We start from the raw sequence: 14,187 nt of genomic DNA on the forward strand, positions 1-14,187 counted from the left end.
ATCCTGGGCACGGCTGGCCGCGGGCCGATACAGTATTGGGATGACCGAGCGCCAACACAGTCTCCCCCGGGACGAGCCTGCACCCACCGCGCACGATAACGCGTTAATGGCCGCCGCCCGGAAGAGCGATAACGCCCTGGTGCAGCGCTTGGAGAAGCCCATCGAAAAGGCCTCGGGGGCGGTGGAGACGGTGACCAAGACCCGCGTGGTGCGCACCGTCCTGCGCTTTAACGCCGCCGAGGGAAATCTGCTGGCCGCGGGCATGAGCTTTCAGGCCGTATTTGCGGTATTTGCCGCCCTGTATGTGGGTTTTGCCGTGGCGGGCATTTGGATCAGCACCAATTCGGAACTCTTTGACACGCTGATCGACATCATCAATACGGCCATCCCCGGGTTGATCGGCACCAATGGCGAGGGGCTGATCCAAAAAAGCGCGCTGACCGGCCTGGGTATTTTTGGGTGGACCGGTTCGATCGCCCTCGTGGGTCTGCTCTATACGGCCATCGGATGGTTGGCCTATACGCGGCAGGCCGTGCGCTCGATTTTTCAGCTGCCCAAGATCAGCACCAATTTTTTCCTGAAAAAACTGAGCGACCTGGCGCTGGCGTTGAGCTTTGGGGTGGTATTGGTGCTCGCCGCCATTGCCTCGATGCTGAGCACGCAGGCGGTGAGCTGGCTTCTGGGGCTCATCGGGGTGGACTCGCACTCCTATTGGGGCAATCTTGCCGTGGGTGCGGTGGGTCTGACGGTCTCGGTGGGGCTGAACCTCGTGACGCTTGCCTCGCTCTACCGGGTGCTGGCGCGCATCCCCATTCCGTTGAAGGATCTGGTGATCGGGTCGCTGATCGGCAGTGCGGCGCTCTCCGTGCTCTCGATTGCGAGCGGTGCGGTGCTGGGCGGGGCCTCGCGTAACCCCCTGCTGGCCACGTTTGCGGTGTTTATCGCGCTGCTGATCTGGTTTAACCTCGTCTGCCGCGTGATTTTGATTGCCGGGGCCTGGATCGCGGAGGGCCTCGCCCGCCGCGGGGTGGTCCTGCAGGAGCAGACCGAGGAGGAGCGCCTGGCAGCGCTGCGCGAGGCCCGGGTGCTGCTGGCCAAGACCGAGCTGGAGCAGGCCAGCGCGCAGGCGCGGGCGGCCCGCGGGCTGGGAAAGCTGCGCGCCCGCCGCCGCCTCGAACGGGCGCGGGCAGGTCTTCGCGCGGCGCGGGACGCCACGGACTAAACTGGGGGCATGTCTCACGCGCCTCTTCGTCTGGTTTCGGTAAACGTCAACGGCATCCGTGCCGCCTATCGCAAGGGTATGGGTGAGTGGCTTGAGGGCCGCGGCGCCGATATCGTGGCGCTTCAGGAGGTGCGCGCGGGCGATGCCGATCTGGAAAAGCTGGTGGGCGAGGGCTGGTTTATCCTGCACGATGAGGCCAGCGCCAAGGGCCGCGCCGGTGTGGCCCTGATTAGCCGCAGCGCGCCGCTCGCGCACCGCACCCGGCTGGGTGCCGATGATTTTGATAGCGCGGGCCGCTGGCTTGAGGCCGATTATGAATTTAACGGCAAGGCCGTGACGGTGGTCTCCACCTATGTGCACTCCGGCGAGGTGGATACCCCCAAGCAGGTGGAGAAATATAAGTTCCTCGAGGCCATGCTGATTCGCCTGCCCGAGCTGCGTGCCCATTCGGAGCATGTTGTGGTGGTGGGCGACCTGAACGTGGGTCACCGCGAACTCGATATTAAAAACTGGAAGGGCAATCGTAAAAACGCCGGCTTCCTGGTCGAGGAGCGCGCCTATTTTGATCGGTTCTTTGGCCCCGAGGGCCAGCCCGTGGAGTGTGTGGATGGCAGCACCGGGACCGGCCTCGGCTGGGCCGATGTGGGCCGCAACTGGGCCGGCGAGGTGGACGGCCCCTATACCTGGTGGTCCTACCGGGGACAGGCCTTTGATAATGACGCGGGTTGGCGCATCGACTATCACATGGCCTCGCCCGCGCTCGCCCATACCGTGGTGGATTATGGGGTGGATCGCGCGGAGGCCTATGACCAGCGCTGGTCGGACCACTCCCCCGTGGTTGTGGACTACGCGCTCTAACACCACGCTTTTCTCCTCTTTTTCGCGTTTTATTTAGTATTGGATTTGTGATGACCAAGCCTCGCCTGTACTCCGGAATGCAGCCCTCCGCGGATTCCCTTCAGCTCGGTAATTATGTGGGTGCGCTCAAGCCCTGGAAGGCGCTTCAGGAGGAGCACGATGCGTTCTTCTCCGTGGTGGATCTGCACGCCCTGACCGTGCCGCAGGATCCGGCAACGCTGCGCGAGAAGATTCGCCGCACCGCCGCGCAGTATATTGCCGCCGGAATCTCCCCCGAGAAGTCCACGCTCTATGTGCAGTCACATGTGCCCGCCCATACCGAGCTGGCCTGGATTCTTAATACCATCACCGGATTTGGCGAGGCCGGGCGGATGACGCAGTTTAAGGACAAGTCTTCGCGCCAGGGAGCGGATGCCACCAGCGTGGGGCTATTTGCCTATCCCGTGCTGATGGCCGCGGATATTTTGCTGTATCAGACGGAGGTGGTGCCGGTGGGAGACGATCAGCGCCAGCACGTGGAGCTCACCCGCGACCTCGCGGAGCGCTTTAACTCCCGCTTTGGCAAGACCTTCACCATTCCCAAGGCGCTGATCGGCGGCGATGACGCCCGCATCTACGACCTGCAGAACCCCACCTCGAAGATGTCTAAATCGGCCGAGTCGATGGCCGGGGTGATCTGGGTATTGGACGAGCCCGCGGTGAGCGCCAAGAAGATCATGCGCGCGGTGACCGATGATGAGGGTGTTGTGGCCTATGACCGCGAGAAGAAGCCCGGGGTGTCCAACCTGCTGTCGATCTATTCCTCGCTCAGCGGCCGGGCGATCCCCGAGATCGTGGCGGAATACGAGGGCCAGGGCTATGGCTCGCTGAAGAAAAACCTCGCGGAGCTGGTTGTGGCCGAGTTTGGCCCCGTGCGCGAGCGCGCCCACGAGCTGATGGCCGACCCGGCGGAGCTGGATCGACTGCTCTCGCGCAATGCCGATCGCGCAAATGAGGCGGCCCAGACCACCCTGGCCGCTGCCTATGACGCGGTGGGCCTGCTCCGCCGCGGCTAACCGCCGCGGCCCGGCGCCGAACACCCGGTGCCGAACGCCCGGCACCGAGCGATATAGAAGACCTCCCCGGTAGGGCCCGCGCGGCCCCGCCGCGGGAGGTTTTCTGCAGCCGGCGGCGCACGCACCGAGAACCCGGGCCGCGCGGCCGGCCGATACCCGCGGGGACGGGGAGCGGGAGCGGCGCACCGCTCGGGGTGGGGCTCAGGGGAGAATGATTCATGCCCCCAGTCCAGCACCTCCGCGCGGCCCGGGCACGGCTCGCGGCGCCGCTGTGGAGAACCCGGCCACGGGCCACGCCCTGTGCATAACGGCTGCTCGCCGCGGGCCTTCCCCGGGCCGGACCCCCGCAACCCGCCCCCCAAAGTGGGCTGCGGGGAGGTTTTTGGGCCCTCCCGCCCCCACTTTGCACGTTTTGCCCACTAAAGTGGCGAGAAACCGGCCGAAAGTCCCCCTAAAATAAGGGCACCCACTCATTTCGGAGGATGCATTGGTCATCGAACGTAAAACTCTTCGCTCCCAGGTACGCGAGGAGATCCTCGCGCGCATGCGCACCGGTGCCGTGCAGCCCGGAGAGAGCATCAACGAGGTCCTTCTTGCCACCGAGCTGGGCGTGAGCCGCACCCCGCTGCGCGAGGCGCTGATCGGCCTCGAGGCCGAGGGCCAGATCACCAGCGAAAATGGCAAGGGCTTTCGTTTTGTACGCCTGAGCGCCACCGATTTTGCAGAGCTGGGCCCGATCATGGCCACGCTCGAGGCCCTCGCAATCGAGCTCACCCCCGCCGCGGAGCTTGAGGGCATCGGCCGTCGCCTCCTCGCGATGTCCGCCGCAAACGAGGCCCGCGAGGCCGAGCCCTCGCTCGCCGTATCCCTCGACGATGAGTGGCACGAGACCATGATTGGCGGCTGCCCCAATCAGCGCCTCCTCGAGGTCATCGCCAATAACCGCGAGCTGGTGCACCGCTATGAATCGGTTCTCACCGCCGACCGGGATACCATCGAGCGCGAGGCGGCCGAACACACCCTGATCGCCGATGCCATGATCGCGGGGGATGTGCCCGCGGCCAAGGCCGCCCTGCTGGCCAATTGGCAAAACGGCGTGGTGCGCCTCCTGGAGCACGCCCGCACGTCCTACGTCACGCCCTGAGCCGCCGACCCGCCGCCGGGAACGGCGGCGGCTCCTAGCGCCCGATAATGGCGCGCCCCGAGGCGAGCAGCGCCTCCCGTACCGCGCGCGGATCATCGAGATTCCCGGCGATCATCGCCCCGTCCCGGAGCATCACCAGCTGCGTGGCCACCGCCGCGGGCTCCGCCACGCCCATCTCGGTGAGCAGCCCGGCAAGCAGGCCGTGAAACCACTCCCGGTGCCGCTGCACGGTGAGGCGCACGGGATGCCCGGGATCGGCAAACTCCGCCGCCGCATTCAGGAAGGCACAACCGCGGAAGCCCGGTTGGCAACTGCGCGAGCCGATGGCCTCCGCGATTGACCGCAGCACGTCCTCGGGGCGCTCCTCGCGCTCGGCCACCTCCTCGGCCGCGCGGCGCTCGTGCTCCCCGAGCCGCTCCAGATAGGCCACGATCAGGTCGTCCTTGGAACGAAAATGGCGGTAGAAGGTCACCTTGGTGATGCCCACCTCGGCGATGATCTTATCGGCGCTGACCGCGCGCAATCCCTGGCGATAAAACAGCTCGGAGGCGGCCTCGAGGATGCGCTCGCGCGTGCCCACCGCCGCGGCGGGAGCGGGTGCGCTCCGGATCGTAGATGTCATTTTGCCCCGAGTTTTTCCAGTGACTTGCGTTTTGCTGATTCCTGTTCCAGTATAGAACACGTTGGTAGAGTTACTAGTTCGTCTACATAGCTTTTCCGGCACGCATCGCCCGTCTTCGACCAAAGGAACGCATCATCATGACAGATACCCTCTATACCGCCGTTGCCACGTCCACCGGAGACGGCCGCGCCGGGGGCCGCGTGCTCTCGAGCGACGGCGTACTGGATCTCACCCTCGCCGTGCCCACCGAGATGGGTGGCCGCGGCGGTGGAACCAACCCCGAGCAGCTTTTTGCCGCGGGCTGGGCCGCCTGTTTCCACTCGGCCCTGAAGGGTGTGGCCGCGGCCGAGAAGATCACCCTGAACGATTCCGCGGTGGTAGCCGATATCGGCATTAAGCCCAACGGCCAGGGCGGCTACGGCCTCGAGGCCGCGATCCACGTGGAGCTCGCCGATATCGATCAGGCCACCGCCGATCGCCTCGTGGCCACCGCCCACCAGGTCTGCCCGTATTCCAATGCCACGCGCGGAAATATCGACGTCCGCATCGATACCACCGTCGGCTAGGTCCCCGCACGACCCTCCGGCGCCACTCCCCCGTCCGGGCGCCGGCGGGTCCTCCCATCACAACGGCCCGGTATCCCTCGCGGGATACCGGGCCGTTGCCCGCGTGGTGGAGGTTAGTTTACGTCCTCGTCCACCCAGTCGAAGGTCTTGGTCACGGCCTTCTTCCACGAGCGATAGAGGCGGTCGCGCTCGGCCCGGTCCATCTCGGGCAGCCAGCGCTTATCCTCCTGCCAGTTCGCGGAGAGCTCGTCCAGGTCCTTCCAGAACCCCACCGCCAGGCCCGCGGCATAGGCGGCCCCCAGCGCGGTGGTCTCGGCCACCACCGGACGCACCACGGGAACGCCGAGCATATCGGCCTGGAACTGCAGCAGCAGGTCATTGGCCGTGGCCCCGCCGTCCACGCGCAGCTCGGTCAGGTCCACCCCGGCATCGGCATTCACCGCATCCAGTACCTCGGCCGTCTGATAGGCGATCGATTCCAGCGCGGCCCGGGCAATATGGCCCTTATTGACATAGCGGGTCAGGCCCACCAGCGCGCCGCGCGCATCCGAGCGCCAATACGGCGCAAAGAGGCCCGAGAACGCGGGGACAAAATACGCCCCGCCGTTATCCTCCACGCCGCGCGCCAGCTCCTCCACCTCGGCGGCCGAGCTGATCAGCCCGAGGTTATCGCGCAGCCACTGGATGAGCGATCCGGTCACCGCAATCGACCCCTCCAGCGCGTAGTGGGTCGGGCCATCGCCGATCTTATAGCCGATCGTGGTGAGCAGCCCGTTCTCCGAATGGATGATATCCGTGCCGGTGTTAAAGATCAGGAAGTTACCGGTGCCATAGGTGTTTTTGGCCTCGCCCTTCTCAAACGCGGCCTGACCAAATGTGGCCGCCTGCTGATCGCCGAGGATACCGGCAATGGGTACCTCGCGCAGCAGGCTATGGGTATCGGCCTCGCCATATACCTCGGAGGAGGAGCGCACCTCGGGCAGCATCGAGGCGGGAACTCCAAAGGCCTCCAGGATTTCGTGATCCCATTCCAGGGTTTCCAGGTTGAGGAACAGCGTGCGGCTGGCATTGGTGACATCGGTCACGTGCAACCCGCCCTCCACACCGCCCGTGAGGTTCCACAGGATCCAGGTATCGGTGGTGCCGAAGATCAGGTCCCCGGCCTCGGCGCGCTCGCGCGCACCCTCCACGTTTTCGAGGATCCAGACGATCTTGGTGCCCGAAAAATAGGTGGCCAGGGGCAGGCCCACGGTCTTTTTAAAGCGCTCGATGCCGCCATCGGCCGCGAGTCGCTCCACGATGTCCTGGGTGCGGGTATCCTGCCAGACAATCGCGTTATAAACGGGCTCGCCGGTGTTTTTATCCCAGACCACGGCGGTCTCGCGCTGATTGGTGATGCCGATGGCCGCGATATCGTGCCGGGTCAGATTGGCCTTGGACAGCGCCTGCCCAATCGCCTCGCGGGTATTGTCCCAGATCTGCTTGGGGTCGTGTTCCACCCAGCCTGCCCGCGGAAAGATCTGTTCGTGCTCCAGCTGTCCCGAGGACACAATATTTCCCGAGTGATCAAAGATGATCGCCCGCGAGGAGGTGGTGCCCTGGTCGATGGCGATAACGTAGTCGGCCATATGAGTTACTCCCTTATCGATGATAAAAAATAATGAAGGCGCGGTTCGCGCAGTCTAGCTCAGCAACGGGAGCAATACCGGTGCGGCAAATCCCGCGATGGCCCCGCCGATCAGCGGGCCCACTACGGGGACCCAGGAATAGGACCAGTCGCTGGTGCCCTTGTTTTTAATGGGCAGGATCGCGTGTGCGATGCGCGGACCCAGGTCACGCACCGGGTTAATCGCATAGCCGGTGGGGCCACCCAGAGAGACACCAATCGCGATCACCAGCAGCGCCACGGGCAGTGCGCCGAGCGCCGCGAGACCCGCGGCATCGCCGTTGCGGCCAAAGCCGATAATCACAAAGACCAGCACAAACGTGCCGATGATCTCGGTGATCAGGTTCCAGCCATAGGAGCGAATCTCGGGGCCGGTGGAGAAGACGCCGAGCTTCAGTGCCGGGTCCTCGGTGATATCAAAATGCTTCTTATAGGCGAGGAAAACAAAAACGGCGCCCAGGAAGGCGCCGAGGAGTTGAGCCGCAAAATAGACCAGCGTGGCCCCGAGCGTGATGGCGATCTGTCCGTCCACAAACCACTCATTACCCGAGGTGATGATGCCCACCGTAACCGCGGGGTTCAGATGTGCACCCGAGGCATAGGACGCGATCACACCGGCAAATACGGCCAGGCCCCAGCCGATATTAATCATCAGCGGGCCGCCGGCGAAGCCCTTGGTTTTGGTGAGCAGCACATTGGCCACCACACCTCCTCCGAGCAGTGTCAGCAGCGCGGTGCCCACCGCCTCCGAGATAAATACCGTCCCTAGCGTTATGTCCATGAGGTGCCTTTCCCAAATCTGTATTGTGGAAAACGTTCTCAGGGGACACGCCCGCATTCGCTGTCAGAACGGCCGTGAGTTATTTCCCCCCGTGCACCGATTCTGCGAAATTAGGCACCCTTTGGCAAGGGATTTGGATAAATCCCCTCAAAAACGGCGTTCCGTGACGCCCCCACCCGGCAGAAACCACAGCGCGCCCGGCCCGGCATCCGGAGAGAGGGATGCGGGGCGGGCGCGCCGGGTAAAACGGGTGTGGCCTAGGCGTTGGGCGTGACCACGGACTTCAGGGTATCGGGGTTGCGCGTGGAGTTCAGCGCATCCGCGACGTGATCCAGGTCGAAGCGACCGGTCACGAGGGCGTCCAGGTCCACCTTGCCGCTGGCCACCAGCTCGATGGCCGTGGGCCAGGTGTTGTTATAGCGGAAGATCCCGGTAACGATGAGCTCGTTATTCTGAATCGTGGTCACGGGCAGCGGAATCTCGCTGGCTCCCATACCCACCAGCACCACGGTGCCTCCGGGGCGCACCTCGCCGAAGCCCGAGCGCACCGCGGCGGCGGCACCCGAGGCGTCGATGAAGGAGTCCACGTCCAGGCCCAGCGTGCCCACGGGCTCCGCAATCGGGTCGATGGTCTTGGTGGCACCAAAGCGCTCGGCCTGCTCGCGGCGGCGGGCGTCCACATCGGTCACGATGATCTCGCTTGCGCCATAGGCCTTGGCCACCTGGGCGGTGATGATGCCGATCGGGCCGGCACCGGTGATCAGCACGCGCGAACCCACGGTGAACCCGGCCTTGCGGGCGGTGGCGATGGCCACCGAGAGCGGCTCCAGCAGGGCGGCGGCCTCGAGGCTCACGTGATCGGGAACCGTGTGGGCGAAGTGGCTCTGGATCGTGGCGTACTGCGCAAATGCACCGTCCACGCCGGGAACCGCATAAAACTCCATGTGCGGGTCGAGGTTGTAATTACCCGAGAGCGATTCGCGCGAGGTGGGGTCGGGACGCTGCGGCTCGATCGAGACGCGCTCGCCCACGCGGGCGGGGTCCACATCGGCGCCCACGGCCACGATCACACCGGCCGATTCGTGGCCCAGCACGAGGGGCTCCTCAACGATCCAGTCGCCGAGCTTTCCCTCGTGATAGAAGTGAACATCGGAGCCACACACGCCCACGGCCTCGATGCGCACCAGGACCTGGTCGGCATCGGGAACCGGTACCGCACGGTCCTGGATTTCGAGCTCCTCCGCGGCGAGCAGCACGCTCGCACGCATGGTTTCGGGAAGCTGGCTCATGGGTGTTCTCCTTCGTTCTTGATAAGGCTGGGGGGATTAGGGGTGGCCCGTATAGGGCGGGGCCACCACGATATTTACGCCCTCGGCGCGCAGGGCCTCGATCTCGCCGGTCTCGGTGAGGCTGTCCACGATCACCACGTCAAACTCCCGCAGGTGGGCGAGGGCGTGCAGTGCGCGCTTGGCAAATTTGGTGTGGTCCACCAGCAGGATGCGGGTGGCCGCGGCATCAAGCATGGCCCGCTTGGTATCCACGGTTTCCAGCGCCTGGAAATACAGGGTGCCGCCGGTCACGGCCGGGGCGGACATGATCACCACGTCGCCGCGCAGCTTCTGAATCGCGTCATTGGTCATCCGCCCCATAAAGGAGGAGCACCAGTTGTGATACGTGCCGCCGAGCGCGATCAGGGAGATCCGGGACATGGTATTCACCTCGTTGATCGCCACCAGGGAGTTGGTGATCACGGTGAGCGGGGTGCGGTCCTTGAGGAAGGGAAGCAGCTGATGGGCCGTGGTGGAATCATCGAGGAATACCGATTGTCCGGCCTCCACATAGTCCAGCGCGGCGGCCGCGAGCGAGCGCTTATTATCTAGGCGCTGCCCCTGCCGATAGACGATGCTGGACTCCACCAGGGTGGAGGCCAGGGCCGTGGCGATACCGCGAGACTTGCGCAGAATCCCGCGCTCCTCGAGGTCGTCCAGGTCGCGGTGCACGGTCATCAGGCTGATATCAAAACGCTCCGCGAGATCCTCGATGCGCACGGCACCCTGCTCCATGACGGCCTCGGCGATGCCCTTGCGGCGGTCGTCTCTCTTATGGTTACGCGAATTCGTCGCCATAATGCTCATCTCTGCGTCCCTGCATTTCTCCGTGGCTGGTTTTTAGTGTGCCGGTGAGACCGTTTCGTGCTGTGCATCGGCCTCCACCAGGATGCTGCGCAGCGCCTCGGGGTCATGCGCGAAGCGGCCCAGGAACAGGCCATCCACGTCCTCGCCGAGCGTGTCCAGCACACCGGGTCCGGCACTTCCCCCATAGATTACCGTGCCGCGGCCGATGCGCGGATGGGAATCCAGCTCGGCCCGAATCTCGCGGCAGACAGCGCGCACATGCTCGGGATCGGCGGGCTTGGCCGCGCCGATTGCCCAGACGGGCTCATAGGCCACCACGAGGTGATCCAGGGTGCCCTCAAGCTCGGACAGGGCCGAGCGCAGCTGGGCGATGCTCACGGCGGCGGCCGAGGCTGCGCTGCCGTGCGCGGGCTCGCCCACGCACAGGATCGGCGCGAGGCCGTTACGCGCCGCGGCCGCGAGCTTGCGGGCCACCACACCCTCGTCCTCGCCAAAGAGCGAGCGACGCTCCGCATGGCCGATCTCCACGTAGCCGCAGCCGATCTCGGCGAGCGTCTGACCGCTCACCTCGCCGGTGAAGGCTCCGTTATCCTCCCAGAACAGGTCCTGGGCGCCGATGGCCACGGGGGTTCCCGCGGCCAGGGCGAGCGAGGCATCCAGCGACACAAACGTGGGCAGAAGCGCCACGGTGGTGCGGCCGGCGCTCACGCCGGGATCGGCCCGTGCGATGTCTACCACCGCGCGGGTCCAGTCGAGGGTAGCGCGGTGCCCCAGGTACATCTTGAGGCTGATACCCACGAAGGTATGGTGTGCCGCCACCTAGCAGCCCTGCCCTTCGCCCTCGCCGGGGGTACCGTGCGTGGACTCATAGGCCACGATCTCGGCAACCTTCTCGGCCGAGGCGGAGGTCTCGTCGAAACGGTAGGTGAGCCACTCGCGGGCCAGGCGGCGGGCGAGCTCCAGGCCCACCACGCGCTGGCCGAAGGTGAGAACCTGGGCGTTATTGGACAGGATGGCGCGCTCCACGGAGAAGCTATCGTGGGCGGTCACGGCGCGGATGCCGGATACCTTATTGGCGGCGATTGCCACACCCAGGCCGGTGCCGCAGACCAGGAGCGCGCGGTCGGCCTCGCCGCGCGCCACCATCTCGGCGGCCGCGATCGCGATCGTGGGATACGCGGTGTGACCGTCGGCGTTTACGCCCACATCGGTCACCGAGGCCACGAGGTCATTGCCCTCAAGATCGGCCTTCAGGACCTCTTTATAGTCAAATCCGGCCTCGTCCGAGCCGACGACAATACGCAGTTTTTCGGTCATGTTAGTTCTCTTCCTTCTCAAGATTTTCGGCGATTGCGGTCACGATCAGCGCGAGGGAGATCGCGCCGGGATCGGGGGTCCCGAGGGCCTTCTCGGCGTGCGGACGGGCGCGGCCCATCTTCGGCATCATGTCGGCGGTCTCGCGGGCCACGCGGGTGGCATCGGCGGCGGCTCCGACCCAGGCGGGCACCAGGTCGCTGCCCGCACCCACGCGGTTTTCGAGCGAATCGGCGAAGGCCACGAGGGAGTCAACCATCGTCTTATCTCCCGGGCGGGCGCCACCAAACTTCATGACGGCATCGCTCGCGGCGCGCACGGCGGCGGAGACGGACGCTGCGTCCGGGGTCGACTCGTTGCCGAGGCTGCGGCCGAGGGTGCCGAGGATCGCTCCCCAGAGCGCTCCCGAGGTTCCGCCGGCGTGATCGGCCCAGGCATCGCCCGAACCCACCAGCAGTCCCTGCGCGCCGGCTCCGGCGGCGAGGTAGGGTGCCACGGCTGCGGCGGCGGCGCGCGAACCGCGCTGCATACCGATGCCGTGATCGCCGTCTCCGGCAATCGAGTCGAGGCGGCCCAGCTCCTCGGCGTGCTCGTCCACGGTTGCGGCGACCAGCGCGATCAGCTCGCCGATGCGCGCGGCGGCGCCGCGCGAGTCATCGGTTGCGGGAGCCACGATCAGCTCCTCCTCGGCCTCGGCGGTGCGGTCTGCGGCCTCGCCGGAATCGATCACCGAGCCCTTGCGGTAGGCGGGGGTATAGGCGGGGGCGGACCACAGGGACTCGAGTTCCTCATCGGTCCAGAACAGCGTGAGGGATACTCCGGCCATTTCGAAGCTGGTCACGAGCTCGCCCACCTCGGGCTGGAGCAGCGTGACGCCATCGCGTGCGGCAAGCTGGCGGAACTCGTTATAGAGGACAAAAAGTTCCTCGTTTTTGACCGAGCCGAGGCCGTTCACAAAGATCACGGCGCGGTCGCCGGCCTCCGCGGGCTTCTCGGCCAGGACGCGGGTCCACATCAGGTCGGCCAGCTCGCGGGCGCGCATCATATCGGCCTCGCCGATACCGGGCTCGCCGTGGATTCCCATGCCGAGGGCCATCTTGCCGGCGGGGACGCTGAAGAGCGCATCCTCGGCACCGGGGAGGGTGGCGCCGCCGAAGGCCACACCAAACGTGCGGGTGCGGGCATTGGCGCGGGCGGCCACGGCCACAACCTCCTCGAGCGAGAGGCCGGCGTCGGCGGCCACGGCGGCGGCCTTAAACACGGCCAGGTCGCCGGCGATGCCGCGGCGCTTATGAATCTCGGCGAGCGAGGCGCTGGAGATGTCATCGGTCACGGCCACGGTCTCGCACGCGATTCCCTCGGAGCGCAGTCGCTCCTGGGCCTGGTTAAAGTTGAGGACGTCACCGGCGTAATTGCCATAGGTGAGCAGCACGCCGCCGCCGTTTTCCACGGACTTGGCTACGGAATAAATCTGGAGTGCGGAGGGCGATGCAAAGACGTTTCCCATCGCCGCACCGTGTGCGAGGCCGGGGCCCACGAGGCCACCAAAGGCCGGGTAGTGGCCGGAGCCTCCACCGATGACCACGGCGACGTTTCCGCGCGGGGTCTTCGAGGAGCGGGCCACACCGCCGTGCACGGGACGAACAATATCGGAATAGATGTCGAGGAATCCCTCGATCGATTCCTCCGCGAATTCACTTGCGGAGTTGAAGATATACGCCATGAGCGGTGGGCTCCTTCGAAAATGAGGTACTGGGGCAGAGCGTGTTGAGACGCGGTATTACGGGTATTGCGGGGGTGAGTGGGGCGGCGCACGGGGCGCCGCCCCACCCGGGGCTAGCTAGCCCTTGTGCTGGAAGTCAACCCACTCGGAGGCGGTGTCCTTGGTCACGAGGAAGCAGTCAAAGCTCTGCTTCTCGTTGTCCACGCCGGTCTTGCCGGTCTTCAGGTAGGAGTCGATCTGCTCAACCACGGCGGTGGAGAAGTCCACAACGGGCTGCACAACGGTATAGGCCATCTCGCCGGCACCAACCGCGGTCACGGCATCGGGGGCGCCATCAAAGCCACCCACAACGACCTTATCGAGCATGCCGGCCTGCTTCAGGGCGGCAATCGCACCGAGGGCCATCTGGTCGTTACCGGAGATTACGCCGGTGATGTCGGGGTGAGCCTGCAGCATCAGCTGCATCTTGTCGAAGCCCTTCTTCTGGTCCCAGTCAGCGGTCTCCTGCTGCACGAGCTCCATGTCGGGGTACTGGCCCAGCACCGATGCATAACCGCTCGAGCGAACCTCGGCGTTGGTATCGGTGGACAGACCCTTGATCTCGACGTACTTACCGGTGGAGCCCATGGCCTCCACAAACTGCTGGGCGCCAAGCACGGCACCCTGCGCGTTATTCGATACCAGCTGAGCCTTGGCGATGCCCGACTCGTTGATCTCGGCGTTGACGAGGAATACGGGGATTCCGGCGTCGGTGGCCTTCTTCACGTTACCGATCGAGGAATCGGCACCGGCCGGGTCCAGGACGATCGCAACCGACTTATTGCTGATCGCGGTGTCGATCAGGTCGGACTCCTTCTTGGGGTCCTGGTTATGCGAGGCCACGTTGACCTTATAACCCAGCTTCTCGCCCTCGGACTTCACCGTGTTTGCCTCGGTGGTCCAGTAGGGGTTGTCGAGGGGCGAGGTCACGAGCGAGATGAGTCCGCCCTTGGTGTCGCCGCCCGCTGCGGGCTTGTCATCGGAGGTCGAGGAACATCCTGCGAGTGCGAGTGCGGCGATAGAACCAATCGCCAGCGCCTTTGCTGCCTTCAAGCGAAACAT

14 protein-coding genes are annotated in these 14,187 nt (G+C 65.3%); 5 read left to right on the forward strand and 9 right to left on the reverse strand.

The window, feature by feature from the left end:
- Positions 1–40 precede the first annotated feature (40 nt).
- The 4 genes from KXZ72_RS07150 to KXZ72_RS07165 all read left to right on the forward strand — a co-directional run bounded on the left by KXZ72_RS07150 (position 41) and on the right by KXZ72_RS07165 (position 4,279).
- Positions 41–1,222, forward strand: coding sequence for a YihY/virulence factor BrkB family protein (locus KXZ72_RS07150; RefSeq protein ID WP_226083352.1), 1,182 nt, complete (start codon positions 41–43; stop codon positions 1,220–1,222).
- A gap of 9 nt (positions 1,223–1,231) precedes the next feature.
- A complete protein-coding gene (locus tag KXZ72_RS07155) occupies positions 1,232–2,080 on the forward strand; it encodes an exodeoxyribonuclease III (RefSeq protein ID WP_226083353.1) in 849 nt (282 codons plus the stop codon).
- Positions 2,081–2,130: 50 nt separating this feature from the next.
- Positions 2,131–3,135: a tryptophan--tRNA ligase gene (gene trpS, locus KXZ72_RS07160; RefSeq protein ID WP_226083355.1), complete on the forward strand. Its 1,005-nt coding sequence runs from the start codon at positions 2,131–2,133 to the stop codon at positions 3,133–3,135.
- A 487-nt stretch (positions 3,136–3,622) separates the two neighbouring features.
- Positions 3,623–4,279, forward strand: coding sequence for a GntR family transcriptional regulator (locus KXZ72_RS07165; RefSeq protein WP_226083357.1), 657 nt, complete (start codon positions 3,623–3,625; stop codon positions 4,277–4,279).
- A gap of 34 nt (positions 4,280–4,313) precedes the next feature.
- On the opposite strand, the gene KXZ72_RS07170 is transcribed toward KXZ72_RS07165, so the two are convergent.
- A complete protein-coding gene (locus KXZ72_RS07170) occupies positions 4,314–4,901 on the reverse strand; it encodes a TetR/AcrR family transcriptional regulator (RefSeq protein ID WP_226083358.1) in 588 nt (195 codons plus the stop codon).
- Positions 4,902–5,038: 137 nt separating this feature from the next.
- Here KXZ72_RS07170 and KXZ72_RS07175 point away from each other — a divergent pair, with 137 nt between their 5' ends.
- Positions 5,039–5,467 (forward strand): organic hydroperoxide resistance protein, encoded by a 429-nt coding sequence (locus KXZ72_RS07175; RefSeq protein ID WP_226083360.1) that lies wholly within the window; start codon positions 5,039–5,041, stop codon positions 5,465–5,467.
- Positions 5,468–5,580: 113 nt separating this feature from the next.
- Here KXZ72_RS07175 and glpK read toward each other — a convergent pair whose 3' ends face one another.
- The 8 genes from glpK to KXZ72_RS07215 form a co-directional block, all read right to left on the reverse strand.
- Positions 5,581–7,095: a glycerol kinase GlpK gene (gene glpK / locus KXZ72_RS07180; protein ID WP_226083362.1), complete on the reverse strand. Its 1,515-nt coding sequence runs from the start codon at positions 7,093–7,095 to the stop codon at positions 5,581–5,583.
- A gap of 54 nt (positions 7,096–7,149) precedes the next feature.
- On the reverse strand, positions 7,150–7,914 hold the full coding sequence (locus KXZ72_RS07185) for an MIP/aquaporin family protein (RefSeq protein WP_226083364.1): 765 nt from the start codon (positions 7,912–7,914) through the stop codon (positions 7,150–7,152).
- Positions 7,915–8,171: 257 nt separating this feature from the next.
- Positions 8,172–9,203 (reverse strand): NAD(P)-dependent alcohol dehydrogenase, encoded by a 1,032-nt coding sequence (locus KXZ72_RS07190; protein WP_226083370.1) that lies wholly within the window; start codon positions 9,201–9,203, stop codon positions 8,172–8,174.
- A gap of 36 nt (positions 9,204–9,239) precedes the next feature.
- A complete protein-coding gene (locus KXZ72_RS07195) occupies positions 9,240–10,040 on the reverse strand; it encodes a DeoR/GlpR family DNA-binding transcription regulator (protein WP_226083372.1) in 801 nt (266 codons plus the stop codon).
- 42 nt (positions 10,041–10,082) lie between these two features.
- Positions 10,083–10,847 carry a triose-phosphate isomerase family protein gene (locus KXZ72_RS07200; RefSeq protein ID WP_264159490.1) on the reverse strand — a complete coding sequence of 255 codons (765 nt, stop codon included), beginning with the start codon at positions 10,845–10,847 and terminating at the stop codon, positions 10,083–10,085.
- A gap of 21 nt (positions 10,848–10,868) precedes the next feature.
- The gene (locus KXZ72_RS07205) at positions 10,869–11,366 is read right to left on the reverse strand and encodes a ribose-5-phosphate isomerase (RefSeq protein ID WP_226083376.1); all 498 of its coding nucleotides are present in this window, start codon (positions 11,364–11,366) and stop codon (positions 10,869–10,871) included.
- Position 11,367: 1 nt separating this feature from the next.
- Entirely contained in the window at positions 11,368–13,086 is a 1,719-nt protein-coding gene (locus KXZ72_RS07210) for a dihydroxyacetone kinase family protein (protein ID WP_226083377.1), read from the reverse strand.
- Positions 13,087–13,203: 117 nt separating this feature from the next.
- Positions 13,204–14,187 carry a D-ribose ABC transporter substrate-binding protein gene (locus KXZ72_RS07215; RefSeq protein ID WP_226079667.1) on the reverse strand — a complete coding sequence of 328 codons (984 nt, stop codon included), beginning with the start codon at positions 14,185–14,187 and terminating at the stop codon, positions 13,204–13,206.

This window comes from Mycetocola spongiae (assembly GCF_020424085.1).
GTDB lineage: Bacteria > Actinomycetota > Actinomycetes > Actinomycetales > Microbacteriaceae > Mycetocola > Mycetocola spongiae.

Bases quoted from the DNA above. Each gene is read 5' to 3' on its own strand.
- KXZ72_RS07150 (WP_226083352.1), top strand. From the start codon at position 41: ATGACCGAGCGCCAACACAGTCTCCCCCGGGACGAGCCTGCACCCACC.
- KXZ72_RS07155 (WP_226083353.1), top strand. From the start codon at position 1,232: ATGTCTCACGCGCCTCTTCGTCTGGTTTCGGTAAACGTCAACGGCATC.
- trpS (WP_226083355.1), top strand. From the start codon at position 2,131: ATGACCAAGCCTCGCCTGTACTCCGGAATGCAGCCCTCCGCGGATTCC.
- KXZ72_RS07170 (WP_226083358.1), bottom strand. From the start codon at position 4,901: ATGACATCTACGATCCGGAGCGCACCCGCTCCCGCCGCGGCGGTGGGC.
- KXZ72_RS07175 (WP_226083360.1), top strand. From the start codon at position 5,039: ATGACAGATACCCTCTATACCGCCGTTGCCACGTCCACCGGAGACGGC.
- glpK (WP_226083362.1), bottom strand. From the start codon at position 7,095: ATGGCCGACTACGTTATCGCCATCGACCAGGGCACCACCTCCTCGCGG.
- KXZ72_RS07185 (WP_226083364.1), bottom strand. From the start codon at position 7,914: ATGGACATAACGCTAGGGACGGTATTTATCTCGGAGGCGGTGGGCACC.
- KXZ72_RS07190 (WP_226083370.1), bottom strand. From the start codon at position 9,203: ATGAGCCAGCTTCCCGAAACCATGCGTGCGAGCGTGCTGCTCGCCGCG.
- KXZ72_RS07195 (WP_226083372.1), bottom strand. From the start codon at position 10,040: ATGGCGACGAATTCGCGTAACCATAAGAGAGACGACCGCCGCAAGGGC.
- KXZ72_RS07205 (WP_226083376.1), bottom strand. From the start codon at position 11,366: ATGACCGAAAAACTGCGTATTGTCGTCGGCTCGGACGAGGCCGGATTT.
- KXZ72_RS07210 (WP_226083377.1), bottom strand. From the start codon at position 13,086: ATGGCGTATATCTTCAACTCCGCAAGTGAATTCGCGGAGGAATCGATC.
- KXZ72_RS07215 (WP_226079667.1), bottom strand. From the start codon at position 14,187: ATGTTTCGCTTGAAGGCAGCAAAGGCGCTGGCGATTGGTTCTATCGCC.